This window comes from Paraburkholderia sp. GAS33 (assembly GCF_050436645.1).
GTDB classification, from domain to species: domain Bacteria; phylum Pseudomonadota; class Gammaproteobacteria; order Burkholderiales; family Burkholderiaceae; genus Paraburkholderia; species Paraburkholderia phenazinium_B.
Genome location: NZ_JBNDMP010000009.1, coordinates 113,537 through 139,401, shown reverse-complemented (window position 1 = coordinate 139,401; position 25,865 = coordinate 113,537). Strand labels below are relative to the sequence as shown.

Annotated in this window: 24 protein-coding genes; 13 read left to right on the top strand and 11 right to left on the bottom strand. The window is 61.8% G+C overall.

The features are described 5' to 3' along the window. Positions 1-9: 9 nt before the first annotated feature. From lspA to P3T24_RS25650, 3 genes are all read right to left on the bottom strand, one after another. A complete protein-coding gene (gene lspA / locus P3T24_RS25660) occupies positions 10-513 on the bottom strand; it encodes a signal peptidase II (protein ID WP_074263549.1) in 504 nt (167 codons plus the stop codon). Then, positions 513-3,350, bottom strand: a complete 2,838-nt coding sequence (ileS, locus tag P3T24_RS25655) for an isoleucine--tRNA ligase (RefSeq protein ID WP_429439096.1) — start codon at positions 3,348-3,350, stop codon at positions 513-515. The genes lspA and ileS overlap by 1 nt, the downstream gene beginning before the upstream one ends. Before the next feature lie 175 nt (positions 3,351-3,525). Beyond that, complete coding sequence (locus tag P3T24_RS25650; protein ID WP_429439093.1) at positions 3,526-4,521, bottom strand: bifunctional riboflavin kinase/FAD synthetase; 996 nt, start codon at positions 4,519-4,521, stop codon at positions 3,526-3,528. Between the two features lie 111 nt (positions 4,522-4,632). Between P3T24_RS25650 and purN the strand changes: the two genes are divergently transcribed. From purN to nadA, 5 genes are all read left to right on the top strand, one after another. Next, positions 4,633-5,298, top strand: coding sequence for a phosphoribosylglycinamide formyltransferase (gene purN, locus P3T24_RS25645; RefSeq protein WP_074263552.1), 666 nt, complete (start codon positions 4,633-4,635; stop codon positions 5,296-5,298). After that, positions 5,295-6,554, top strand: coding sequence for an RsmB/NOP family class I SAM-dependent RNA methyltransferase (locus P3T24_RS25640; protein ID WP_429439091.1), 1,260 nt, complete (start codon positions 5,295-5,297; stop codon positions 6,552-6,554). The genes purN and P3T24_RS25640 overlap by 4 nt, the downstream gene beginning before the upstream one ends. A gap of 87 nt (positions 6,555-6,641) precedes the next feature. After that, entirely contained in the window at positions 6,642-7,994 is a 1,353-nt protein-coding gene (locus P3T24_RS25635; RefSeq protein ID WP_429439089.1) for a mechanosensitive ion channel family protein, read from the top strand. A gap of 263 nt (positions 7,995-8,257) precedes the next feature. Beyond that, positions 8,258-9,454 (top strand): DesA family fatty acid desaturase, encoded by a 1,197-nt coding sequence (locus P3T24_RS25630; RefSeq protein ID WP_074263555.1) that lies wholly within the window; start codon positions 8,258-8,260, stop codon positions 9,452-9,454. A 195-nt stretch (positions 9,455-9,649) separates the two neighbouring features. Then, complete coding sequence (gene nadA, locus P3T24_RS25625; protein ID WP_429439086.1) at positions 9,650-10,789, top strand: quinolinate synthase NadA; 1,140 nt, start codon at positions 9,650-9,652, stop codon at positions 10,787-10,789. A 233-nt stretch (positions 10,790-11,022) separates the two neighbouring features. Here the strand turns inward: nadA and nadB are convergent, their stop codons facing one another. The 4 genes from nadB to radC all read right to left on the bottom strand — a co-directional run bounded on the left by nadB (position 11,023) and on the right by radC (position 14,407). Further along, entirely contained in the window at positions 11,023-12,621 is a 1,599-nt protein-coding gene (gene nadB, locus P3T24_RS25620; protein WP_429439083.1) for an L-aspartate oxidase, read from the bottom strand. 306 nt (positions 12,622-12,927) lie between these two features. Beyond that, positions 12,928-13,095, bottom strand: coding sequence for a 50S ribosomal protein L33 (gene rpmG, locus P3T24_RS25615; protein WP_074263557.1), 168 nt, complete (start codon positions 13,093-13,095; stop codon positions 12,928-12,930). 10 nt (positions 13,096-13,105) lie between these two features. Continuing rightward, complete coding sequence (gene rpmB, locus P3T24_RS25610) at positions 13,106-13,339, bottom strand: 50S ribosomal protein L28 (RefSeq protein WP_007180631.1); 234 nt, start codon at positions 13,337-13,339, stop codon at positions 13,106-13,108. Positions 13,340-13,603: 264 nt separating this feature from the next. Continuing rightward, positions 13,604-14,407, bottom strand: coding sequence for a RadC family protein (radC, locus tag P3T24_RS25605; RefSeq protein ID WP_429439080.1), 804 nt, complete (start codon positions 14,405-14,407; stop codon positions 13,604-13,606). A gap of 190 nt (positions 14,408-14,597) precedes the next feature. Between radC and P3T24_RS25600 the strand changes: the two genes are divergently transcribed. From P3T24_RS25600 to P3T24_RS25570, 7 genes are all read left to right on the top strand, one after another. After that, the gene (locus tag P3T24_RS25600; protein ID WP_074263558.1) at positions 14,598-15,053 is read left to right on the top strand and encodes an FKBP-type peptidyl-prolyl cis-trans isomerase; all 456 of its coding nucleotides are present in this window, start codon (positions 14,598-14,600) and stop codon (positions 15,051-15,053) included. A 2-nt stretch (positions 15,054-15,055) separates the two neighbouring features. Continuing rightward, positions 15,056-16,015: a 4-hydroxy-3-methylbut-2-enyl diphosphate reductase gene (gene ispH, locus P3T24_RS25595; RefSeq protein WP_074263559.1), complete on the top strand. Its 960-nt coding sequence runs from the start codon at positions 15,056-15,058 to the stop codon at positions 16,013-16,015. Positions 16,016-16,655: 640 nt separating this feature from the next. Beyond that, on the top strand, positions 16,656-17,372 hold the full coding sequence (locus P3T24_RS25590) for an ABC transporter substrate-binding protein (RefSeq protein ID WP_429439078.1): 717 nt from the start codon (positions 16,656-16,658) through the stop codon (positions 17,370-17,372). A gap of 228 nt (positions 17,373-17,600) precedes the next feature. After that, positions 17,601-18,551 (top strand): branched-chain amino acid ABC transporter permease, encoded by a 951-nt coding sequence (locus tag P3T24_RS25585; protein WP_074263561.1) that lies wholly within the window; start codon positions 17,601-17,603, stop codon positions 18,549-18,551. A 24-nt stretch (positions 18,552-18,575) separates the two neighbouring features. Further along, the gene (locus P3T24_RS25580) at positions 18,576-19,745 is read left to right on the top strand and encodes an ABC transporter permease subunit (RefSeq protein WP_074263562.1); all 1,170 of its coding nucleotides are present in this window, start codon (positions 18,576-18,578) and stop codon (positions 19,743-19,745) included. 78 nt (positions 19,746-19,823) lie between these two features. Further along, a complete protein-coding gene (locus P3T24_RS25575; protein WP_074263563.1) occupies positions 19,824-20,600 on the top strand; it encodes an ABC transporter ATP-binding protein in 777 nt (258 codons plus the stop codon). Next, positions 20,600-21,316 (top strand): ABC transporter ATP-binding protein, encoded by a 717-nt coding sequence (locus P3T24_RS25570; RefSeq protein ID WP_074263564.1) that lies wholly within the window; start codon positions 20,600-20,602, stop codon positions 21,314-21,316. The genes P3T24_RS25575 and P3T24_RS25570 overlap by 1 nt, the downstream gene beginning before the upstream one ends. Before the next feature lie 168 nt (positions 21,317-21,484). Here P3T24_RS25570 and P3T24_RS25565 read toward each other — a convergent pair whose 3' ends face one another. The 3 genes from P3T24_RS25565 to P3T24_RS25555 form a co-directional block, all read right to left on the bottom strand. Next, positions 21,485-21,994 (bottom strand): GNAT family acetyltransferase, encoded by a 510-nt coding sequence (locus tag P3T24_RS25565; RefSeq protein WP_429439076.1) that lies wholly within the window; start codon positions 21,992-21,994, stop codon positions 21,485-21,487. 16 nt (positions 21,995-22,010) lie between these two features. After that, entirely contained in the window at positions 22,011-23,195 is a 1,185-nt protein-coding gene (locus P3T24_RS25560; protein ID WP_429439073.1) for an acetylornithine transaminase, read from the bottom strand. Positions 23,196-23,527: 332 nt separating this feature from the next. After that, positions 23,528-24,559: a CDP-6-deoxy-delta-3,4-glucoseen reductase gene (locus P3T24_RS25555; protein WP_429439071.1), complete on the bottom strand. Its 1,032-nt coding sequence runs from the start codon at positions 24,557-24,559 to the stop codon at positions 23,528-23,530. A gap of 67 nt (positions 24,560-24,626) precedes the next feature. On the opposite strand from P3T24_RS25555, the gene P3T24_RS25550 reads away from it, so the two are divergent. After that, positions 24,627-25,634 carry an NAD-binding protein gene (locus P3T24_RS25550; RefSeq protein ID WP_429439069.1) on the top strand — a complete coding sequence of 336 codons (1,008 nt, stop codon included), beginning with the start codon at positions 24,627-24,629 and terminating at the stop codon, positions 25,632-25,634. Here the strand turns inward: P3T24_RS25550 and P3T24_RS25545 are convergent. Beyond that, positions 25,627-25,815 (bottom strand): hypothetical protein, encoded by a 189-nt coding sequence (locus P3T24_RS25545; protein WP_074263569.1) that lies wholly within the window; start codon positions 25,813-25,815, stop codon positions 25,627-25,629. The genes P3T24_RS25550 and P3T24_RS25545 overlap by 8 nt on opposite strands. Between the last annotated feature and the right edge of the window lie 50 nt (positions 25,816-25,865).

Here is a 25,865-nt window from a genome sequence, read left to right as displayed (position 1 = left end):
GCAACAGCGTTAGCGCGAGACGCGTACGCGCCGCAATTCGTCGAGCACGAGCAGGATCGCACCGATCGTGATCGCGCTGTCGGCGAGGTTGAACGCCGGCCAGTGCCAGGTGCCCACGTGGAAATCGAGGAAGTCGATCACGTGGCCGTACGCCAGCCGGTCGATCACATTGCCGAGCGCCCCGCCGAGGATCAGCGCCAAAGCCGTGCAGAAGAGCCTTTGCGCGCCGTGACGCTTGAGCAAATAGCAGATCACCAGCGCCGCGACCACGCCGAGGCCCGTAAAGGCCCAGCGCTGCCAGCCACCCGCCATGGCGAGGAAGCTGAACGCGGCGCCGCGGTTGTAGACCAGAATGAGGTTGAAAAACGGAGCCACCGCGTGCGGCACACCGTAAGCGAACACCTTCTGGACTGCAATCTTCGTGAGCTGATCGAACAGGATCACGATCAACGCCACGCCAAGCCACGGTGCCAGCGAACCGCCGGCGGGTTTCGACAGACTTCTTGTTGCCATTATGCCGCGCTCCTTGTTTCGCCGCTTCCGAACAGATTGCTGAAGCACCGGCCGCATAGGGACGGGTGCTCGGCGTTCTCGCCGACGTCTGCGCGATAGTGCCAGCAGCGTTCGCACTTCAGATATTTCGATGCGACCACTTCGACGCTTTCCGCTGCTTCGTCTTCGACCTTCACAACCGTCGCGGCGGACGTGATCAGCACGAACTTCAGATCCGCGCCGAGGCTCGCCAACGCGTCGTGACGGGCACCGCTCGCGCGGATTTCGACTTCCGCCTGCAGCGATGAGCCGATCAGGTTGGCAACGCGCGCTTCTTCCAGCGCCTTGGTCACGTCACTGCGCACCGCGCGCAACAGCGTCCATTTGTCGAGCAGCGCCGGCGCATTCGCCACTTCCGGATAAGCGTGATACGTCTCCGTGAAGATGGTTTCGCTGTTCGGCTGGAACACCTTCCACGCTTCTTCTGCGGTGAACGACAGGAACGGCGCCATGATGCGCAGCAGTCCGTGAGCGATGTGATAAAGCGCGGTCTGGGCGGCGCGGCGCGCGACGGAGTCCGGCGCCATGGTGTACAGACGGTCCTTCAGCACGTCGAGGTAAAAGCCGCCGAGGTCTTCCGAGCAGAACGTCTGCAGCTTCGCCACAACCGGGTGGAACTCGTACTTCTCGTAGTGCGCGAGAATGTCCGTCTGCAGATTGGCCGACAGCGCGACCGCATAGCGGTCGATCTCGAGCCAGTCTTCCACCGGACGCGCGTTCTTCTCGAAGTCGAAGTCCGACAGGTTTGCAAGCAGGAAGCGCAACGTGTTGCGGATGCGGCGATAGCCTTCCGTCACGCGCTTCAGGATTTCCTCCGAGATCGCCAGTTCACCCGAGTAGTCGGTCGAAGCGATCCACAGGCGGATGATTTCCGCGCCCAGGCGATTCGCCACTTCGTGCGGATCGATGCCGTTGCCGAGCGACTTGCTCATCTTGCGACCTTCGCCGTCGACAGTGAATCCGTGTGTCAGCAGGGCGTTGTAAGGCGGCCGGCCGTCGAGCATGGAAGCCGTCAGCAGCGACGAATGGAACCAGCCGCGATGCTGGTCCGAGCCTTCCAGATACAGGTCGGCCGGGAATTGCAGTTCGTCCTTGTGCGAGCCGCGCAGCACGTGCCAATGCGTCGTGCCGGAGTCGAACCACACGTCGAGCGTGTCGCGGTTCTTTTCGTACAGGTTGGCGTCGTCGCCGATCAGCTCGCGCGGATCGAGCGATTGCCACGCTTCGATGCCGGCCTTTTCGACGCGTTGCGCGACTTCTTCGAGGAGTTCCAGCGTGCGCGGATGCAGCTCGCCGGTTTCCTTATGCACGAAGAATGCCATCGGCACCCCCCACTGGCGCTGACGTGACAGCGTCCAGTCCGGGCGGTTGGCGATCATGCTGAACAGACGCTGCTTGCCCCACGACGGATAGAACGCGGTGTTCTCGATGCCTTCGAGCGCGGTTTCGCGCAGCGTCTTGTCGGTGTCGTTCGGCTTCACGTCCATGCCGGCGAACCACTGCGAGGTCGCGCGGTAGATGATCGGCGTCTTGTGGCGCCAGCAATGCATGTAGCTGTGCGTGTACTTTTCCGTACGCAGCAGCGTGCCGGCTGCTTCGAGCGCCGCGACGATTTTCGGATTGGCTGCCCAGATCGACAGACCGCCGAACAGCGCGAGCGATTCGATATAACGGCCGTCGCCCATCACCGGACTGATGATGTCCGAATCGGACATGCCGTGCGCCTTGCACGACACGAAGTCTTCCACGCCGTAGGCGGGCGACGAGTGGACGATGCCGGTACCGGTTTCCGTCGTCACATAGTCGCCCAGATACACCGGCGCCGTGCGCTTGTAGCTCGGATGTGCCGAGGCGAGCGGATGATGGAAGCGCAGGTTGGCGAGCTTGGCGCCCGTGGTGGTCGCAACAACATGCCCTTCGAGGCCGTATTGCTTCAGGCACGCTTCGACGCGCTCCTCAGCGAGGATCAGCAGGTCGCGCGGCGTATCCACGAGTGCATAGACGATCTCCGGATGGACGTTCAGCGCCTGGTTGGCGGGGATTGTCCACGGCGTCGTGGTCCAGATCACGATACCGCCTTCGCTGCGCGGCAACGCCGTGAGGCCGAACGCCTGCGCGGTCTTCTCCGGTTCGGCGAAGGCGAACAGCACGTCGATGGTCGGATCGGTCTTGTCGTGGTATTCGACTTCCGCCTCGGCCAGCGCCGAGCCGCAGTCGAAACACCAGTTCACCGGCTTCAGGCCGCGGAACACATAGCCCTTTTCCATGATCTTCGCGAGCGCGCGGATTTCACCGGCCTCGTTCGTGAAGTTCATGGTTTTGTACGGATTGTCCCAATCGCCGAGCACACCCAGACGGCGGAAGCCGACCTTCTGCTTCTCGATCTGCTCGCTCGCGTAGGCGCGCGCCTTCTGCATCACTTCAGCGGCCGGCAGCGACTTGCCGAACTGCTTTTCGATCTGGATTTCGATCGGCATGCCGTGGCAGTCCCAGCCCGGCACGTAGGCCGCGTCGAAGCCTGCCAGGTTGCGCGACTTGACCACCATGTCCTTGAGGATCTTGTTCACCGCGTGCCCGAGGTGGATGTCGCCGTTGGCATACGGCGGCCCGTCGTGCAGGATGAACTTCTTGCGACCCTTGGAGGCCGCGCGGATCGTTTCGTAGATCTTGCGTTCCTGCCATTCCTTGACCCATTGCGGCTCGCGCTTGGGCAGGTCGCCACGCATCGGGAACGGCGTGTCGAGCAGGTTGACCGGGTAGCGTGACGGCGGTTTCGAATCGGCTTTTTTGTTGCTCATGGTGTGGTCGCAGTGAATTCGTTTGATGCGCGTTAAGGGCGCGATTTGCGCACGATGCGCGGGGCGTTGAACGCGCCCGGCAGGCATGTCGCGTGATCCACGGATGCCCTTCGATGCGCGCGGCTAGGGCACGTGCTGCGCTTGATGCTGGGCGCGCTGGCACGTACCGCGGCGGCTATCTAATTCGGTCTGTGGCTGAAGTGGCGAAGCCGGTCGAGCGGCTGCCCGGCGTGCCGCTGCCAACCGCAGCAAACCACGCGCGCGCATTGGCGACGTCGCGTGCAATGGCGGCGGTCAGCGTTTCGAGGTCGACGTACTTTTCCTCGTCACGCAGTTTCTTCAGGAATTCGACGCGCACGAGTTTGCCATATGCATCGCCGTGCCAGTCGAGCAGGTGAACTTCGAGCAGCACGCGGCCGGAGTCGTCGACGGTCGGGCGCAAGCCGAGACTCGCGACGCCGGGTAGCGGCTCCGCTTCGATGCCATGCACGCGCACCACGAAAATGCCGGCCAGCGCCGGGCGCTTGTGGGCGATGGCCAGATTCAGCGTGGGAAACCCCAGGTCGCGGCCGAGCTTCATGCCGTGCACGACGTGGCCGCTGATCAGGTAATCGCGCCCGAGCGCGGCACGTGCGGCGTCAAGGTCGCCCGCTATCAGCGACGCGCGCACGCCCGAACTGGAGATGCGTGCACCGGACGGATCCGCGACGGTAGCCATCTGTTCGACTTCAAAACCGTGTTGTGCGCCCGCAGCCTTGAGCGAGTCGAAATCGCCCGCACGCCTCGCGCCATAGCGGAAGTCGTCGCCGATCATCACCCAGCGGGCATGCAGGCCGTTGACGATGATCCGCTCAACGAACGTATCCGGCGACTGGCTGGCGAAGGTGTGATTGAAATGCTCGACCACGACCCGGTCGACCCCATTGGTGCGCAACGCTTCCAGCTTGTCGCGCAGCATCGCGATACGCGGAGGCGCGCCGGCGGGATTGAAGAATTCGCGCGGGTGCGGTTCGAAAGTCATCACGCAGACGGGCAGGCCGCGTGCATCGGCCGCCGCCCGGACGTGGGCGAGCAGAGCCTGATGGCCGCGGTGGACACCGTCGAAGTTGCCGATGGTCAGGGCGCAGGGCGCACGGCTCTCGGCATTGGGAAGACCGCGGAAGACTCTCACAATAGCGGGTTGGGGCGACTTTAAGTTGCAAAACAAACGATTATAAACGCTCAAAGCAAGCCACGGCGGCGCAGCGCCGTTCAGGCGTCCCCCGAATGATAAAATCCGCGGATGAAAAAACTTGTCATCCTGATTTCCGGGCGGGGCAGCAACATGGAAGCCATCGTTCGCGCCTGTTCGCGCGAAGAGTGGCCGGCGCAAGTCGCCGCCGTGATTGCCAGCCGTCCAGACGCTGCGGGCCTTGCGTTCGCCGCGTCGCATGGTATTGCCACGGCGGTGGTCGACCATCGCCAGTTTCCCGATCGCGAGTCGTTCGACGCGGCGTTGGCGCGTCAGATCGATGCTTTTGCACCTGACCTGGTGGCGCTCGCCGGCTTCATGCGTGTCTTGACTCCGGGCTTCGTCGACCGCTACGCGGGGCGCATGCTGAACGTGCATCCGTCGCTGCTGCCGAGCTTTGCCGGCCTGAAAACACACCAGCAGGCGCTCGATGCCGGCGTCCGGCTGCACGGCGCGTCTGTCCATTTTGTCACGTCGCAGCTCGATCATGGGCCGATCGTGGTCCAGTCAGCGGTGCCGGTGCTGAACGGCGACGACGCCGCGGCGCTCGCCGAGCGCGTACTGGCCACCGAACACGTCATTTACCCACGCGCGGTGCGCTGGTTCGTCGAAGGGCGCCTCGCGCTCGACGGACTGCGCGTCACGCTCACGCCGCCGGAGCCGCAATGGCTCTTTGCCGACATCAATAGCAACAAGATCGCCGGAGAGGGCGTATGAGACTACATGGATTTCTGATTGGACAAACCGAAACGCTGCTCGCGGACGTGCTGAAGCTGGCCGGCCCCGCAGACGCAGCCACCAGCCGCTTTTTTCGCGCCCACCCGAAGCTTGGGCACGGCGAGCGTGGCGTGATCGCAGAGGCGGTGTTTGCGGTGCTGCGGCGCCGGATGGAGTTCGCCCACCTGGCCGAAAGCGGCGCCGGCAGCCCGGCGCGCCGGATGGCCTTGCTGGGCCTGATGCAGACGGCGGGGCGCTCGGCGTTGAAGCCATTCATTTCCGACTCCGAGTCCAACTGGCTCGAACACGTCGCGAAGATCGATCCGGAAAGCCTGCCGTTGCGGATTCGCATGAATCTGCCCGACTGGATCTATCAGGCGCTGTCAAAGCGTTTCGAAGCTGAAGAGCTGGCGCAACTGGCCGCCGCGCTGAACTATCCGGCGCCGTTGGATCTGCGCGCCAATCCGATCAAGGCGACTCGCGACCAGGTGCTGGACGCGTTGTCCAAAGCCGGTATCGAGGCGGGCTCCACGCCGTTCGCACCGTTCGGCGTGCGGGTGGTCGGCAAGCCACCGCTCACCAAGCTCGATGCGTTCCAGCACGGCTGGGTCGAAGTGCAGGACGAGGGCAGCCAGTTGCTGTGCACGCTGGTTGCGCCGAAGCGCGGCGAAATGATCGTCGACTTCTGCGCCGGCGCGGGCGGCAAGACCCTCGCGTTGGGCGCGATGATGCGCTCCACCGGCCGTCTTTACGCCTTCGACATCTCCGAGCGGCGTCTCGCCAAGCTCAAGCCGCGCCTTGCGCGCAGCGGGCTGTCGAACGTCAATCCGGTACTGATCGACAGCGAGCATGACGCGAAAATCAAGCGTCTGGCGGGCAAGATCGACCGCGTGCTGGTGGACGCGCCGTGCAGCGGGCTCGGCACGCTGCGGCGCAATCCGGACCTGAAGTGGCGTCAGTCACCGGAATCGGTTGCGGAACTCGCGCCCAAGCAGTTGTCCATCCTGACGAGCGCCGCGCGTCTCGTGAAGGTGGGCGGGCGTCTGGTCTACGCGACCTGCAGCATCCTGGAAGCGGAGAACGAGGCGATCGTCACGCAGTTCCTCGCCAATCACCCGGGCTTTGCCCTGGTGCCGGCGCGTGAGGTGCTCGCCGAACAGCGCGTCGAGATTGAAATGGGCGACTACCTGTCACTATGGCCGCACCGCCACGCTACCGACGGCTTCTTCGCCGCGGTGCTGGAGCGGCGCGCTTAAGGGCGCCTGAAGCGTCGCTGGCGCGCTGCCTGCGTTTGTCTTAACCGCAAACCGCAGGCATGCCGCGACGGGCGCTCCCACGACACCATGCACAACCGGATCTTCTTTCACCTGTTCGGCGACGTCGCCCATGACTTCGGCCAGCCGGTGATGCTCTGGCAGGTGGGCGTGCTACTCGGCACGCTCGCGCTTGCATGGGGGCTCGCCTGGCTGCTGCGCCGGACCCTCGATTTGCGTCGCCAGACGCGCTATCAGGCACTGCGCTTCGGTGCGGAAAGCCTGAACCGCGCATTTTTTCCGTTGATCGGCGCTGCGCTGGTCTGGATCGCGCAGGCGGTTGCAGCCCCGTTCATGCACACCGCGCTGCTCGATCTCGCGTTGGTGCCGCTGTTCGGCATCGGCCTGATCTATGTCCTGTTCTTCCTCGCCCGTCGGGTGTTCGCAAGCCATGGCGAAGCCCATAAGTGGCTCTTCCTGATCGAGAAAGTCGTCTCGCTGATCGTGTGGATCGGCATGGTGCTCACCGTAATGGGCATTCAGGACGACGTCCTCGACTGGATGGCGAGCGTGCACTTTCGCGTCGCCAATGCCCACATGACGCTGCTGTCGCTGTCGACGGGGCTGCTGTGGGTCTGCGTGACGATGATCGTCGCGATGTGGCTCGGCGCCGCGTTCGAAGAGCGCCTGATGCGCTCGAACACGCTCGATGCGAATCTGAAAGTCGCGGCGGCGCGCGTGGGGCGAGCGTTGTTCGTGCTGGCGGCGGTGTTGATCAGCCTGTCGCTGGTGGGCATCGATATCACGGTGCTAGGGGTGTTCGGCGGTGCACTGGGTGTCGGACTCGGCTTCGGTTTGCAGAAGATCGCGAGCAATTACGTGTCGGGCTTCATTATCCTGATCGACCGTTCGCTGCGGATCGGCGACACGATCAACACCGGCGGCCTGCAGGGCATGGTCACGCAGATCCGCACCCGCTACACGGTGGTGCGCGGCCTCGACGGTATCGAAACGCTGATTCCGAACGAAAAGCTGATTACCGATGTCGTACAGAACCAGTCGTCCTATCTGACGCGCGGCTACACGAAGATCGCAGTGACAGTGGCTTATACGTCGGACGTCGAGCAGGCGATGCAGTTGCTCGTGCAGGCCACCGACGGGGTGGAGCGCGTGCTGCGGGATCCGGCCCCGACGCCTTACCTGGCGGGCTTCGGGCCGGATGGCATCAACCTCGAACTGGGCTTCTGGATCGAGGATGCGGCACTCGGCACCGCTGGCGTGCGCTCGGCGGTCAATCGCAATCTCTGGCGACTTTTTAGCGAAAACGGCGTTTCGATCCCGCTCTCTCAGCGCGAAGTGCGGATCGTCGGCTCGGGCGACATACTGTCGCGACCGGTAACTATGACCGGAGATGCCGCCAACGAGCCGGGCAGCGCCGCCTGACAGGGCGGCGGGACCTCGAGAAGGGTGCCAAAAAGACACATCAGCGTGTTTGCCCTGGTTGTTGGGTTGCAAAAAATCCCCAATTGTTACAAACACTTGGAACGGTTCGCGTAGAATAACGTCCAAGCTGTTTGTATGCTTTCACTTTCTTGACGTCGCGTTTTTGGTTACCCTTTGGTTGGCCTTTGATTGCCCTCTTCTGGTTACGTTGTTCGCGTTGTCTTCCTGGTGTCCTGTAACTCTCGTTCCACAGGTAAATTGCCTTGTTGAATTCCTTGCTTGATTTCCTTGCCCACGGTCTGTTGCGTTTCTCGTGGTGGCAACTCGTGGTGTACACGCTCGTGGCGACGCACATCACGATCATTGGCGTGACCGTGTATCTGCACCGCTGCCAGGCGCACCGCGCCCTCGACCTGCATCCCGCCGTCAGTCATTTTTTCCGCTTCTGGCTGTGGATGAGCACGGGCATGCTGACCGGCCAATGGGCCGCGATCCATCGTAAGCATCACGCCAAGTGCGAGACCGAAGAGGATCCGCACAGCCCGCAAACGCGCGGCATCTGGAAGGTGTTGCTGGAAGGCGCTGAACTCTATCGCGTCGAAGCGAAGAACGAAGAAACGATGCGCAAGTTCAGTCACGGCACGCCGAACGACTGGATGGAACGCAACGTCTACACGAAGTACCCGATTCTCGGCGTGAGCCTGATGATGGTGCTCAACGTTGCGCTGTTCGGCCTCGTCGGCCTGACGGTGTGGGCTGTGCAGATGATCTGGATTCCGTTCTGGGCAGCGGGTGTGGTCAATGGCCTTGCTCACTTCTGGGGCTATCGCAACTTCAACTCGTCGGATGCGAGCACCAACATCTTCCCGTGGGGCATCCTGATCGGCGGCGAAGAACTGCACAACAACCACCACACGTATGCGACGTCGGCCAAGCTGTCGAACAAGTGGTACGAGTTCGATATCGGCTGGATGTATATCCGCATCATGTCGGCGTTCCGCCTCGCCAAGGTGAAGAAGATTGCGCCTACGCCGCGTCTGACCACCGGCAAGCTGGTGCTCGACCAGGACACGTTGCAAGCTGTGCTGGCCAACCGCTATGAAGTGATGGCCCGTTACGGTAAGGCGCTCAAGCGCGCCTATCGCCAGGAACTGGCGCACCTGAAGGAAGTGGGCGCTCGCGAAAAGTATCAGGTGATGCGCGGCGCACGCAGCTGGTTCCACAAGGAAGAGGCTGGCCTCGACGAACCGCAGAAGCGTCAACTGCCGCAAATCTTCGCGAACAGCCAGAAGCTGCGTACCTACATCGAGTTGCGCAATGAACTGGCGGCCATGTGGGAGCGCTCGAACGCTTCGCGCGAACAATTGCTGGTGCAGTTGCAGGATTGGTGTCACCGCGCGGAACAAAGCGGCATCAAGGCTCTACAGGAGTTTGCGATGCGCCTGCGTCGCTATGCGTGAGCAAGAACGTACGCACGAAATCAATTAAAATTTAGTCACGTCACAAAACCCCGCGCTGGCGGGGTTTTGCTTTTTGGGGCCGCCAAAAACGTCGGACGTGACACGCGGTATGTCCATCGTGTGTGCATGTGCGTGCTGTGCACGATGTGTATCACGCACGGCGATGAGCGGCAAATCAGCAGGGCAGAGGGGATCATGAATCAGCAGGCGATCAGGAGCGTCGAATACGACCGGCCGCAAGCGCAGGGCCTGACATGCGGCATCGGACAGGCGTGGGCGAAGGTGCCGGATGCACCGTCGGCGGAAGAAAAGCTCGCGCTGAAGGCGCGCATTCGCGAGTTGCTTGTGCGTGAGAAGGCGGTGCTCGTCGCGCACTACTATGTCGACGCAGAGCTGCAGGAGCTCGCCGATGAAACGGGCGGGTGCGTTGCAGACTCACTCGAGATGGCACGCTTCGGCCGCGATCATGACGCACAGACGCTGGTCGTCGCCGGTGTGCGCTTCATGGGCGAGACGTCGAAGATTCTCAGTCCCGACAAGCGGGTGTTGATGCCAGATCTCGATGCGACCTGCTCGCTCGATCTAGGTTGCCCTGTCGACGAGTTTTCTGCTTTCTGCGATGCGCATCCGGATCGCACTGTGGTGGTCTATGCGAACACCAGCGCGGCCGTGAAAGCACGGGCGGACTGGATGGTGACGTCGTCGATCGGACTGGAGATCGTTGCCGACCTGCATGCACGCGGCGAAAAGATCATCTGGGCACCGGACCGGCATCTCGGCGGCTACATCCAGAAGAAGACCGGCGCGGACATGCTGCTGTGGCAGGGCTCGTGCCTCGTGCATGACGAATTCAAAGGTATCGAACTCGATCTGTTGCGCGAGCAATATCCCGATGCGAAGGTGCTCGTGCACCCAGAGTCACCGGAAAGCGTGGTGGCTCAGGCGGATGTCGTAGGTTCGACGACACAGTTGATCGACGCCGCACAACGGCTCGATGCGAAGCACTTTATCGTCGCGACGGACCTCGGCATTCTGTACAAGATGCGCCTGGCCGCGCCTGGCAAGACCTTCATTGAGGCGCCTACCGCCGGCAACAGCGCGACTTGCAAGAGTTGCGCGCATTGCCCGTGGATGGCGATGAACGGACTGGCGAATCTGGCTGACGTGCTGGAACGCGGTCACAATGAGATCTTCGTCGATCGCGCGGTGGGCGAACGGGCGCGGCTGCCGATTGACCGCATGCTCGATTTTGCTGCGCGCCACAAGAAGCGCGTGCAGACGAGCGGCGACCTGGCGAAGGACACGGCGTTGTTTTCGAACGTGGGGCCTGCTTGACGAGGGCGGCCCGGCAGCATCAGGTGCGCAAATCTGGCTGACGTCGTCTCGCCGCTTTTTGCTGAAGCGCGAGCGTTGCCTGAAGTGACTGTCTGAGTCTTCAGCGTCAATTCAGGAAGCGGTAAACATCAGCGCCGCCGCAACAAAAGGGCCATCGCCTTCCAGCGATGGCCTTTTTACTTTTGCTCGAGCTTGATCTTTTCGACAAGTTGCGTTCTGAAGAATCGCGCGCGTCACACGTTGCGATTGCGCACGTTCTCCGGCGACAGAACCGTGGGCAACGCTTTCGGCAGCGCAGCGGGCCAGTCGCGGCTGAAGTGAAGTCCGCGGCTTTCGCGTCGTGAACGTGCGCTCTCGACGATCAAGGACGCAACGTCGACCAGATTGCGCAGCTCAAGCAGATCGCGGCTCACCTTGAAGTGCGCGTAGTACTCGTGGATCTCATCGCGAAGCAGCGCCAGGCGATGCTTGGCGCGCGCGAGCCGCTTGTCGGTTCGGACGATGCCCACGTAGTTCCACATCAGGCGGCGCAGTTCGTCCCAGTTGTGCGCGACGACCACCTCCTCGTCCGGATCGGACACTCGGCTTTCGTCCCAGTCGGGCAGTGGCGCGTGGACTGCGCCGCCGAAGCCCTCGCCCTCGATGGCGGCAGCCGCCGAACGGCCTATCACCAGGCACTCGAGCAGTGAGTTGCTGGCCAGGCGATTGGCGCCATGCAGACCGGTGCAGGACGTCTCGCCGACCGCATAGAGGCCGGCGAGATCGGTTCGGCCAGCGAGGTCCGTGACGACGCCGCCACAAGTGTAATGAGCCGCCGGGACGACCGGAATCGGTTCTTTCGTGATGTCGATCCCAAACTCGCGACAACGCGCGAGGATGGTGGGAAAGTGTTCTTGCAGGAACGCCGCAGGCTGGTGACTGATATCGAGATACACGCAGTCGATGCCGCGCTTCTTGATCTCAAAGTCAATCGCACGGGCGACGATATCGCGCGGTGCCAGTTCCGCGCGTTCATCGTGTTGGGGCATGAAGCGGGTGCCGTCCGGCAGCTTCAGAATGCCGCCTTCGCCACGCACCGCTTCCGAGATCAGGAAGGACTTGGCATAGGGATGGAACAGACAGGTCGGGTGAAACTGGATGAACTCCATGTTCGACACACGGCAGCCGGCGCGCCATGCCATGGCGATGCCATCGCCCGTGGCAGTGTCCGGGTTTGTCGTGTACAGGTAGACCTTGCCGGCGCCACCTGTAGCTAGCACCGTATGCGGCGCCTCGATGGTGACGGTGCGGCCGCTTTCGAGATCGAGCGCATATAGGCCGTGGCAGCGACGCCCCGGCAGGCCGAGGCGATCCGACGTGATCAGGTCGATCGCATAGTGGTTTTCAAGCAACGTGATATTCGGATGGCGACGCACGCGCTCGCTTAACGTGGCGACGACCGCATGACCGGTCGCGTCCGCTGCGTGAATGATGCGGCGATGACTATGGCCACCTTCTCGCGTGAGGTGAAATCCGAGCTCGGCCGCGTCGTCTTTGGTGAACGGAACGCCTTGCGCGATCAGCCATTCGATCGCCTCGCGGCCATGCTCGACGATGAAACGCGTAGCGCCTTCGTCACACAGGCCGCCGCCGGCGATGAGCGTGTCGCTGACGTGGTTCTCGATACTGTCCGCGGAATCCAGCACTGCCGCGATGCCGCCTTGCGCCCAGTCGCTGGCGCCTTCGGTCATCGATACCTTGGCAATCACTGCAACCCGCCGCGTCTCCGCCAGATTTAGTGCAACGCTCAGACCCGCTAGACCACTGCCGACAATTGCCACATCAAAATTCATTTCCTGCGTCTCCGTCACTTGATCAGCCGTTGCGGCTCGTGTCGCCGCTCACCGATAAACGAGCTAGGATACGCGTCGCACGACATGAGGGAAAGCTGGCCGGATGGCTAATGACGCAAGCGGGGAGATGGGAGGCGTGACATGCACGCATGCCGGAACGGAAGAGCGGCCGTTAAAGCTAACAGCAACGCAGGAAGTACACAGAACGGCGCGCGCCGGAATCTTCATCATTGAGCGCGCCGTAAAACAAAAAGCCCCGCACAAGTGCAGGGCTTTCGTCTTCGTCAACAAGCAGGAAGCAAGATCTTATTTGATCTTGGTTTCCTTGTACGGCACATGCTTGCGAACGACGGGATCAAACTTGCTGATCTCCATCTTTTCCGGCATGTTGCGCTTGTTTTTCGTCGTGGTGTAGAAGTGACCCGTACCTGCGGTCGATTCCAGCTTGATCTTGTCGCGTGCGCCTTTGGCCATGATTTACTCCTTAGGCTTCACCGCGTGCGCGCAGGTCTGCGAGCACGGCGTCAATGCCGTTCTTGTCGATCAGACGCAGGCCGGCGTTCGAAACGCGCAGACGCACCCAACGGTTTTCGCTTTCCACCCAGATGCGGCGGTTTTGCAGGTTCGGCAGGAACCGGCGCTTGGTTTTGTTGTTCGCGTGGGAAACGTTGTTGCCGCTCATCGGCGCTTTCCCAGTTACTTGGCATACGCGTGCCATATGAGAGCACTCCTAATACGCTAATTCTGAGTTCGGACGCCGCGAAAGTTATCCGGAAGGGCCGCGATGATCGCTCAGTTGCGTTCAGTCGCTTATCTCCCGAAAGGCCTTTGATGGCTTCGGAACAGGGTTGGAAACAGGCAAACCGGAATTCTAGCAGAAAAAAAGCCGATAAATCAAACCTTATTTGCTATCCGGCTAGCAGGACAAGGTGCAGCAGCAACGGCAATCAGACGGGCATTCCGGCATTGACGGCTCTGGGATTCACGACCATCCAGCGCGCGCAAACGAGAAGGTTTCGTGCGTGCCGATTACGAGGTGATCGACCAGGTGGACGTCGATCAGCGCGAGGGTATCGCGCAGCACCTGCGTGAGATGCCGGTCGCTCGCGCTGGGCTTCACCGCGCCAGAGGGGTGATTATGCGCCACGATCATGCTTGCCGCGTTCGCGGTCAGCGCGCGCCGGACAATTTCGCGTGGATAAACCGCCATCCGCGTGAGCGAGCCGCGCGAGCTTTCCTCGGTGACGATCAGGCGGTGCCGGGCGTCCAGAAAGAGGCAGACGAACACCTCATGAGGCCTGGAGCCGATCAGCAGACGTAAATAGTCCTCGACCGCCTCAGGCGAGTCGATGATCGGTTTCTCGCGCATTTTTTCGACGAGCGAACGCCGCGCCAGTTCGAGGATGGCGAGTAGTTGCGCCGTCTTGGCGGGGCCGATGCCGGGCAGTCCCTTGAAGTCAGCTGGTGTGGCGTCGAGCATTGCGCGCAGCGAGCCAAAGCGTTTCAACAGCGAGTCGGCGATGCCGAACACATTGTGACCGGGCAGCCCCGAGCCCAACACGAGTGCCACCAGTTCGGCGTCGGCCAGGGTGCCGGGTCCGAAGTCGAGCAGCCGCTCACGCGGCATGTCGCGCTTACGACGCGAGCGTTTGGGTGCGGACGGCTTGGGCCGGCCCGCGTCAGGCGCGTCCGGCCGAGGCGCGGCCACATCCTCATTGAACGGCGCCAGCAAGCCGACCTCCGCGGTACGACTAGCCGCCACCTCGGCGCAAGCGTAATAGTTCATCTCATCGTTCTCCTGTTCGCGGGCGGGAAAAGTCCTCGCCCATGGCGCTTGTGCCTACGATGCACCCAAGCCGCCGCTTGATATGTGGCTTACAATAGAGCCTTTGCGCACGGCACCATAACGGTTTGCCAACCGCACAGGCGGCGCCCCGGCGCCCGCGTGCAGCGCGTCCCGACTGAACGAGTACCGCATGAGCATCATCGACATCTCTGAAGTGAAACCCGGTTCGCACGTCACGCTCCATTACCGGCTTTCGCTTGCCGATGGCGCTGAAGTCATCAACACCTTCACCGAAAAGCCAGCCACGCTGCTGCTGGGGGCAGGCCAACTTGCGCCGCCGCTGGAAGACATTTTGCTGGGATTGAAGGTCGGCCACCATTCGACCTTTCAGCTACCCGCCGGGCAGGCCTTCGGTCCGCGCAATCCGGAACTGATCCAGCGGGTCTCGCTTGCCACGCTGCGCGAAAACAGCATGATCGGTGAGGATTTTTCGCCGGGCGATCTCGTCGAATTCAACGCACCGGGTGGCGGACGCTACGCTGGCGTGCTGAAGGAAGTCGGCGAAACGTCCGCCCTGTTCGATTTCAATCACCCGCTCGCCGGCCAGGCGCTGGCGTTCGAAGTGAAAATCATCGGGATTCTGTAAACATGAGCACCACGGATACGACTGTGACTGAAGCCGAGATCCTGCTGGCGCAACCGCGAGGGTTCTGCGCGGGTGTCGATCGGGCAATCGAAATCGTCGAACGCGCGATCAAGCTGCACGGTTCGCCCATCTACGTGCGCCACGAAATTGTTCACAACGCTTACGTTGTCGAGGATTTGCGCAAGAAGGGCGCGATCTTCATCGAGCAGTTAGAGGAAGTGCCGGCCGGCAACACCGTCATTTTCAGTGCGCACGGTGTTTCCAAGACGGTTCGCGCGGAAGCCGAATCGCGTGGCCTGCGCGTGTATGACGCGACCTGTCCGCTTGTCACCAAGGTGCATATCGAGGTGGCGAAGATGCGTCAGGAAGGCTTCGACATTGTGATGATCGGCCACAAGGGGCATCCGGAGGTTGAGGGCACGATGGGGCAGACGGGCGAGGGCATGTATCTTGTCGAGGATATCGGCGACGTGCAGAAACTTTCGCTCGAAGATCCCGAGCGGATTGCCTTCGTCACCCAAACCACCTTGTCGGTTGACGATGCCGCCGAGATCATCGCTGCGCTCAAGGCGAAATATCCGCAGATTCGCGAGCCGAAAAAGCAGGACATCTGCTATGCCACGCAGAACCGCCAGGACGCGGTCAAGTTCATGGCGCCACAATGCGACGTGGTGATCGTGGTGGGTAGTCCGAACAGCTCCAACTCGAATCGCCTGCGTGAAGTCGCCGAGAAGCGCGGTATTCCCTCCTATATGGTCGATTCACCCGACCAGATCGACCCGGCCTGGATCGTCGGCAAGCGCCGCATTGGCGTTACGGCAGGCGCTTCGGCGCCCGAAGTGTTGGCGCAGGCGGTCATTGCCCGTTTGCGCGAACTGGGTGTGCGCAACGTGCGTGCGCTCGAAGGTATTGAGGAAAATATCGCGTTTCCGCTACCGCGCGGCCTCGGTTTGCCTGCCTGACCCATTCCTGCCGTCTCATCAGAAAAGCGCGCCCATGGCGCGCTTTTTCATTTCCGCAGTCTGCGAACCGCGTCTTTTAAATAAGTGTCACATCACATAAATAGACCCGTTTGCGACGCCCAGAATGGAAATTTTTTGCCTCCCAGCGATTTTATTTTATTGGTCTGGACGTGATCGATCCCCGTTTTTCCTATTGATATCCCACATCTCGTAATTTTGATGCACTAGCATTGTGCGTATGAGGGCTGGGATATTAAAAAGTCGTACTTATCGCTCAGCGCTGTGAAACCGGGGCTTGACCGCGATTGCCGCAACACTTGATGCTGCCTGCGTCTAGCTTGGTGCAACTGATGCACGAAAAAATGTCGCAACCGGGTTGCGCCCCTTACTGATTATTAGTCGCAAAATGAGGTTGCAATGCAGGAAAACCCTGCCGTTTCAACAATATTGCCCATCGCATAATTGGAGTTACAATGCGCGCGTTCTCAAGGCCTCTGGCCGTCGGACACTGAATTTAGCAAGGCGCTGGAGACCTACCTAATGCGAGTCAAGTTTGCTTACGCCGCGTCCTGCGCGGCCAAGGTTGCGAAGTTGACCGCGTATTGCCGGCTTCGGCAAACACAACGAAAACGGGGCGCGATTGCTGCTTGAGGACATCACCACGCAGGGGTCGACGCTCGACGGCCGGAAGATCCGGCCGCAGCTGGCCGCGAAGCGTATCGCGCAGATGAATGACGCATCTGCGCCCGCCATTGGCAAATGGCTCGCGGGCGAGCTCGCGAAGACCGCTCGCGCGAGCGGCGCAAAAGTCGTTGCCGGGGAAGCAGCGAATGACCAGGTCGCGGATTTCCCGGCCTTTCTCACCAGAATGAAGTGCGTTCAGCCGGACCTGATCGGGTCCGGCGGTATGAACGCGACGGGCGGACCGCTGAAGAAGCCGGCGGCCATGCCCGGTATCAGGGCAAAAATCCTTGGCGGCGACGGTGTGTGGACCGACAAGGTGGGGGAGCTGGCGAGATTCGCCATGCAAAACCCGGTTAGCCCGAAGGCGGCATTCGCGCCTTCGGACATGGCCAAAGGAGCGGACTTCGAGAAGAAGCATGAAGGCCGTTCCGACACACCGGTGCAGAGTGACGCGCCGTTCACGTATGACGCTTTGTACGCGAACGTCGAAGCAATCAAGCGCGCCCACTCAATCGATGCGCCCGAGGTGCTGGCTGCGATGCCGTCCCCCGGTTACGACCGCGTAACCGGACCCATCGCATTCGACGACAAGGGTGATTTGAAAGAAGGCGCTATTACGCTTTACGACTTCAAGGACAGCGAAGCTGCGGTCCTCGACGCCGTAGAGATGTAATGACGGGACGTACAGCCTGACGGCACCCTGGCCCACCCATGGTGTCGTTTTTGCATCCGTTTCCGGCGAGCCGGCGACTGTATTCCGGTCGCAAGACAAGCCGGTGGCGGATAACCCTTACCGGTCTTTTACATCAGTACCCGCAGTGCCGTTGCGATTTGTGTGAAGCATCACCGCCCACCGATGATGACGAACACGAATCCAGTCGCACGGGCTAAGGAGCATTAAATGGATATCTTCATCCAGCAGATCCTCAACGGACTGGTGCTTGGCAGCGTTTACGCCATCATCGCACTGGGCTATACGATGGTTTACGGCATCCTGGGCATCATCAACTTCGCGCACGGCGATGTGTTGATGGTGGGCGCGATGGTTGCGCTTTCAGCCATAGGCGTGCTGCAGAACCACTTTCCGGGGCTAGGCCATGTGCCGACGCTCATCATCGGGTTGATCATCGCAGCTGTCGTGTGCTCGGTAGTCGGCTACACGATCGAGCGGGTGGCCTACCGGCCGCTGCGCCGCGCGCCGCGTCTGGCTCCGCTGATTACCGCCATCGGCGTGTCGATCCTGCTGCAGACGCTCGCCATGATGATCTGGTCGCGCAATCCGCTGCCGTTCCCGCAGCTGCTGCCTACCGATCCGATCAACGTGATCCAGGCCGGACCGAACAATCCGGGCGCCGTGATCTCGATGACTGAAATCGTCATCATCGTGGTCGCGTTCCTGGTGATGGGCGGGCTGCTGCTGCTCGTGCACAAGACGAGGCTCGGCCGTGCGATGCGCGCGATTGCCGAGAATCCGAACGTCGCGAGCCTGATGGGCGTGAACCCGAACTTCGTGATCTCGGCAACCTTCATGATCGGCTCCGCACTCGCTGCGCTGGCCGGCGTCATGATCGCCTCCGAGTACGGCAACGCTCACTTCTACATGGGCTTCATCCCCGGTCTGAAGGCCTTTACTGCGGCGGTGCTCGGCGGTATCGGCAATCTCGGCGGTGCGATGGTCGGTGGCGTTGTGCTCGGCCTGATCGAACAGCTGGGTGCGGGCTACATCGGCAACCTCACGGGTGGCGTGTTCGGCAGTAACTACCAGGACGTGTTCGCCTTCATTGTGCTGATCGTCGTGCTGGTGTTCCGTCCGTCGGGCCTGCTTGGCGAACGTGTCGCAGATCGCGCCTGACCTGGGCCATAAGGAGCAAATAACATGACCTCAATTCAACCGATCGAGCCGTCCACGACGCTCATCCCCGAGAAAAACAAGACGAAGACACTGACGGTCGGCATCATCACCGCAGTACTGGTCATCGTTGCGCCGATGATCATTGGCGCAGCCGGCGGCAACTACTGGGTGCGGGTGCTCGACTTCGCCATGCTCTACGTGATGCTGGCGCTGGGTCTTAACGTGGTGGTCGGCTTCGCCGGCCTGCTCGACCTGGGCTACATCGCGTTCTACGCGATCGGCGCCTACACCACGGCTCTGCTGTCTTCGCCGCACCTGTCCACGCAATTCGCGTGGATCGGCGCAATGTTCCCGCATGGACTGCATACGCCGTTCTGGATCATCGTGCCGATCGCCATGGCACTCGCCGCTATGTTCGGCGTGCTGCTCGGTGCACCGACGCTGCGTCTGCGTGGCGATTACCTCGCCATCGTGACGTTGGGCTTCGGGGAAATCGTGCGGATCTTCATGAACAACCTCGACCGTCCGGTGAACATCACCAACGGTCCGCAGGGGATCACGGGGATCGATCCGGTGAGCGTGGGCGGCTTTAGCCTCGCGCAGACTCACACGTTCCTCGGCTTCCAGTTCACGACGGTGTACATGTACTACTACCTGTTCGTGCTGTGTGCGCTGCTGGTGATCTGGGTCTGTACGCGTCTGCAGCACTCGCGTATCGGCCGTGCGTGGGCCGCGATCCGCGAGGACGAAATCGCCGCCAAGGCCATGGGCATCAACACCCGGAACGTGAAGCTGCTGGCGTTTGCGATGGGCGCGTCGTTCGGCGGCCTGTCGGGCGCGATGTTCGGCGGCTTCCAGGGCTTCGTGTCGCCGGAATCGTTCACCTTCTGGGAATCGGTCGTGGTGCTGGCCTGCGTGGTGCTGGGCGGCATGGGCCATATCCCGGGCGTGATTCTCGGTGCGGTGCTGCTCGCCGTGTTCCCGGAATTCCTTCGTTCGACAATGGGTCCGCTGCAAAACGCCATCTTCGGCCACGAAATTGTGGATACCGAAGTGATCCGTCAGTTGCTGTACGGTCTCGCGATGGTTCTCATCATGCTGTACCGCTCGGAAGGCCTGTGGCCCGCACCGAAGCACGAGGACAAGATTGCGAAAATCGCGAAGCGCAACAGCAAGAAGCCGGTGCGCGCCTGAGGCTGCGCAGGGCGATTGCCCTGCATGGGACCAGAGTAAGCGCTAAAGCGCCAACTCTGGTCGACAACGGAGAATTCTATGAGTGACAACAACATCCGCCTGTCCGTCAAAGGCGTGAACAAGCGCTTCGGCGGCCTGCAGGCATTGTCGGACGTTGGCCTTGAAATCAAGGCGGGCGAAATCTACGGCCTGATCGGTCCGAACGGCGCTGGCAAGACCACGTTCTTCAACGTGATCACGGGGCTGTACACGCCGGATTCCGGCGACTTCCGCCTGGACGGTGAAAGCTACACGCCGACCGCGGTGTACCAGGTCGCGAAGGCCGGCATCGCCCGCACGTTCCAGAACATTCGTCTGTTTGGTGGTATGACTGCTCTGGAAAACGTGATGGTGGGCCGTCACGTGCGCACGAAGCACGGTCTGATTGGCGCAGTGTTCCAGACGCCGTCGGAACGCAAGGAAGAGCGCGAGATCAAGGAACGCGCGCTCGAACTGCTGGAGTACGTCGGCGTGCTGCAATACGCGGACTACACGTCGCGCAACCTGTCGTACGGGCACCAGCGCCGTCTCGAGATTGCACGTGCATTGGCAACCGATCCGAAGCTGCTCGCGCTCGACGAACCGGCCGCCGGTATGAACGCGACGGAGAAGGTCGAACTCACCAAGCTGCTCGACAAGATCCGCGGGGACGGCAAGACGATCCTGCTGATCGAGCACGACGTGAAGCTCGTGATGGGCCTGTGCAACAACATGACAGTGCTCGATTACGGCAAGGTGATTGCCCAGGGTCTGCCGCAAGACGTGCAGAAGGACCCGAAGGTGATTGAGGCTTATCTGGGTGCGGGGGTCCACTGATGGCTACGGCAATGTTGAAAATCAAGGGCCTGCAGGTCAATTACGGCGGCATTCAGGCAGTCAAGGGTATCGACCTCGAAGTTGCCCAGGGCGAGCTCGTCACGCTGATCGGCGCGAACGGCGCGGGCAAGACCACGACGATGAAGGCGATCACGGGTCTGAAGGCGTACGGTGCGGGCGATATCGAATACATGGGCGAGTCGATCAAGGGCCTGCCCGCGCATGAACTGCTGAAGCGCGGTCTGGCGATGGTGCCGGAAGGCCGCGGCATCTTCGCGCGCATGTCGATTATCGAAAACATGCAGATGGGTGCGTATCTGCGTAACGACACGGACGCCATCAAGGCAGACGTGGACCGCATGTTCGGCTTCTTCCCGCGTCTGAAGGAACGCGCCACGCAGTACGCGGGCACGTTGTCGGGCGGCGAGCAGCAGATGCTGGCCATGGCGCGCGCGATCATCAGCAAGCCTAAGCTGTTGTTGCTCGACGAGCCGTCGATGGGTCTCTCGCCGATCATGGTCGAGAAGATCTTCGAAGTGGTGCGGGCGATTTCTGCGGAAGGCATGACCGTGCTGCTGGTCGAGCAGAACGCTCGCCTCGCGCTGCAGGCGGCGAATCGTGGCTACGTGATGGACTCGGGGCTGGTGACGATGTCCGGTGACGCAAAGCAGATGCTCGACGATCCGAAGGTGCGGGCTGCTTACCTCGGTGAATAAATGCTGAACGGAAAGAGTGGATGAAATAGCCACTCTGACCTGCGCAAGAAAAAGGCCGCATGCATCGTTTGGTGCATGCGGCCTTTGTTATTTCCGACGCGCCTCGCCGGGCGGGTGCACGAGGTGACGAGGGTGACGAGTGTGACGCGGACGGTTATCCAGCCGGCACTAAGCAGCGGATGGTGACGTCGTCTCCGCTGGCAACACAAGCGTGGCGGCGTCGGCGAATTCACCCAGCCGCTTGCCCATACTGATCACAGCATCCGCCCGATACCCCAGCGCCTCATAAAACTCGCGGATCTCTTCCTTCGCCGAGAGCACCTGCAGATTCACCTTCGGACAGCCACGCGCGGTCAGCGCGGCCTCCGCATGCGCGACCAGCCGCTTGCCGATGCCATGTCGCCGATACGCCGTATCCACCGCGAGCGAATACATCCAGCCGCGATGGCCGTCATAGCCCGCCATCACCGTGCCGACCACACGTGCGTCGATCTCGGCGACAAAGAACAGCTCCGGCTGCGTCGTCATCTTGTTGGCGATCGACAGATGCGGGTTGCGCTGCGGCCTCGTCACGTCCCGGTACTCGGGAAACGCTTCTTGCCACAACGCGACCACGACATCGGTATCGCCGGCTTCGAAGCAGCGGATCGCGAGCGGTGTGGTCGTCGTTACCGTCATATGTACTCCGGGCGAATTACAGGGTGTCGAGAATCGACCGCAGCATTGCCATCATCTGGTCGATTTCTTCGTTGGTCACGTTCAGGGCCGGCATGAAGCGCAGCAGGTTCGGCCGCGCTGCGTTCAGCAGCAGGCCGTCCGGCTGCAGGTTGCGCGCCTTCTCGACGATCTGATTGCCGATGTCCTTGCCGAGCAGCAGCGCGCGAAGTAGCCCTTCACCGCGTTCGCCTTCAAAGCCGCGCTCTTCCGATAGCTCAAGCAGCTTGGCGCGCAGATATTCGCCGCGTGCCCGCACGCCTTCGAGGAAACCCGGTGCGGTCAGTTGCGAGATCACCGAGTAGCCGACCGCCGTCATCAGCGGATTGCCGTTGTAGGTACCGCCCTGGTCGCCCGCTTCGAACACTTCGACCGCCGCCGTACAAAGCAGCGCCGCGAGCGGCACGCCGCCGCCAATCCCCTTGCCGAGCGTCATGATGTCGGGCTCGATGCCCGACAGTTCATACGCGAACAGCGTGCCGGCACGGCCGCAGCCGCTTTGCACTTCGTCGACGATCAGCAGGAGGTTGTGCTTCCGCGTCAGCGCGCGCAGTTGCTGCATGAATTCGCGCGTCGCGGGAATCACGCCGCCTTCGCCCTGGATCGGCTCGAGCATGACCGCCACGGTCTTGCCGTTTATGAGCTTCTCCACCGACGCGATATCGTTCAGATCCGCCTTCGGGAAACCCGGCACCTGCGGCGCGTAGATGGTGTCCCAGCCCGGCTTGCCGCTTGCCGACATGGTGGCGAGCGTACGGCCGTGGAAGCTGTGATCGAACGTGATGATCTCGTAGGCGCCGTCCTTGTGTTTCTTGCCCCACTTGCGGGCGAGCTTGATTGCGCCTTCATTGGCTTCCGCACCGCTGTTCGTAAAGAAAACCTTGTCGAAGACACTGTGCTCGGTGAGCAGTTGCGCGAGCTGGGCCATCGGGCCGTTATAGAACGCCGGCGACGGGTTGATCAGCAATTGCGCCTGCTTGTTCAGCGCTTCGATCATGCCTTCGTTGCAGTGCCCGAGGCTGTTGACGGCCCAGCCCTGGATGAAATCGAGGTATCGCTTGCCGGTGTTGTCGTAGATCCACGAGCCCTTGCCGTGCGTGAAAACGATCTCGGGCCGGTTGGTGATGTACATCAGCGACTCGACGGGATACTCATTGAAATTCATGGCGGCAGGCTCCGGGCGTTGCAGGGGTGAAGGAACGGTAAAAAGGGGACGAAGAAAACAAAAAGCCACGGCATGCCGTGGCTTTCATGATTCGAACTACATGCGCCTGTCTGGCGCGAATCCGTGACAAAGCCGGCGGCGTCCCTAAGGGAGCAGCGAGCGGCGACGTCGGAGTTCGGACTGGATGCGGTTCATGCGCGAAAGAATACGACAACGCGAGCGCCGGTGTAAACCATGAATTTCGTCTGTGGCGGATTTTTTTGTCCCGCCACAGACGGCAAACCCGCCTCGGAGTTACTACGGGCGAGGGTTCGCCGAGCTACGTTCGCTGGTTAAACCGGGTTCGCGAGGTCGGCTGCGCTCGTGAAGGAATCCGCATAAAACTCGTCTTCCGGCAGGCCGTGGTGCTGCGTGAAATCGCGCTGCGCCGACTCGACCATCACCGGTGCGCCGCAGGCGTACACCTGATAACCCGACAAGTCTGGCAGGTCTTCGATGACGCTGCGATGAACGAAGCCAGTGCGGCCGGTCCACGCGTCGCCCGCGTCCGGCTCGGAGAGGACGGGCACGAACTTGAAGTTCGGGATCTCGCGCGCCCATTGTTCGGCCAGTTCCAGTAGATACAGGTCTTTCTTGCGGCGCGCGCCCCAGTACAGCGTCATGGGCCGGTCGAGATTCTTGAACACCGCGTGTTCGACGATCGCCTTCAGCGGTGCAAAGCCGGTGCCGGAGGCGAGCAGCACGATCGGCTTGGCCGAATCTTCACGCAGGAAGAAGGTGCCGAGCGGCGCCTCGAAGCGCAGGATGTCGCGCTCTTTCATGGCGGTAAAGACGTGATCGGTGAACGCGCCGCCGGGCATATGGCGGATATGCAGTTCGATCGGGCCTTCCACGTGCGGCGCATTCGCCATCGAGTAGCTGCGGCGCTTGCCGTCCTTCAGGATGAATTCGAGGTACTGGCCGGCGAGGTATTGCAGACGCTCGTTGGCCGGCAGCTGCAGCTTCAGCACGACGACGTCGTCGGCCTTGCGCTCGATGGCGTTCACGCGGCACGGCAGCTTCTTGACCTGCACGTCGCCGACACCGGCGACTTCGCGGATGTCGATCTCGAGATCGGTGCACGGTGTGGCGCAGCAGAAGAGCGCCATGCCGCGGGTCTTTTCGTCGTTCGAGAGCGCCGACGAAGAATGCTGGCGCTGTTCGACTTCGCCGCTGACCACGGTGCCTTTGCAGGAGCCGCAGGCGCCGTTCTTGCAGCCGTACGGCAGGCCGATGCCCTGGCGCAGAGCCGCGATCAGCACGGGTTCATCGGGTTCTACCTGAAACTGCCGGCCGCTTTGCCGGAGCGTTACATTAAATGCCATAGCGTGTTCGAGTTCTGAGAGTCGGTAATCGGTGCGAGCCGCCCTTGACGGCTACAATGCGTCCACCATGAAAGCCACACGAAACTTGCGCCGCCCGCGCGTGCTCATTGTGGGCTGCGGCGATGTCGGCATGCGTTGCGTCGCGCTCTTGCAGCCACGCGCGCATGTGTTTGCGCTGACCACCCAGCCGGCCCGTGGCGCCGAATTGCGCGCGGCGGGCGTGACGCCAATCATTGGCGATCTCGACAGCCGCCGTAGTCTGAAGCGGCTCGCGGGCCTCGCGCCGACCGTGCTGCATCTGGCCCCGCCGCAAAAAACCGGCGACGACGACCGCCGCACGCGCGCATTGCTTGGCGCCCTAAGCGCGCGCCGCATCCGGCCCGCACGTAGTGCTGTGGCGCCGGTAGCGCGTCTGCGCCATCTTCGCGGTGCATGGATGGAGCGGGAAGCAGCCGATATTGTACCCGACGGGGTAGGGCGCTCCGCCGCTGCGCGGCCACCCGTGCGTATCGTTTACGCCAGCACGACCGGGGTGTACGGCGATTGTGGCGGCGCGCTGATCGACGAAACGCGCACGGTGCGACCGGCCAACGCGCGTGCGAAACGGCGTGTCTCCGCTGAGTGGCAATTGCGGCGAGCCACTGCCCGCGGCACGTTCGCCGCGAGCATCGCGCGCATTCCCGGGATCTATGCGGGCGACCGACTGCCGCTGGTGCGGCTCGAAAAGCGCACGCCCGCGCTGGTGGATGCCGATGACGTCTACACCAACCATATCCACGCCGACGATCTCGCCGCGATTCTGGTGCGCATGACGAGACTCGGGCGGCGCGGACGGGTGATCCACGCGTCGGACGATACGACCTTGAAAATGGGCGAGTACTTCGATCTGGTGGCCGACGCATACGGACTCGAGCGCGCACCGCGCATCACACGTGCGCAGGCCGAAAGCCAGATCGAGCCGATGCTGCTGTCGTTCATGCGTGAATCGCGGCGTCTTGTGAACGAGCGGATGAAGCGCGAGTTGCGCGTGCAACTGCGCTATCCGACGGTCGCGGATTTTCTGCGGCTCAGGTGAGAGCCGGTAGTGCTTCGAGCAGCAGGAAGCACAATACCGCGCCGATCAAAGCGCCGATCAGGCTTGGATGATACTTGTGCCGCAGGCGTATCACGACCAGCACAGCGGCGACCAGGACCGCCGCGATACAAATCAAACCAAACAGCGCGGCCGGCATCTCGAATGAAGAGTTGATGACCATGGCACACCTCCCTGAAACCTTTGTAGTCGTTGTTTAATCGAGTATAGAGC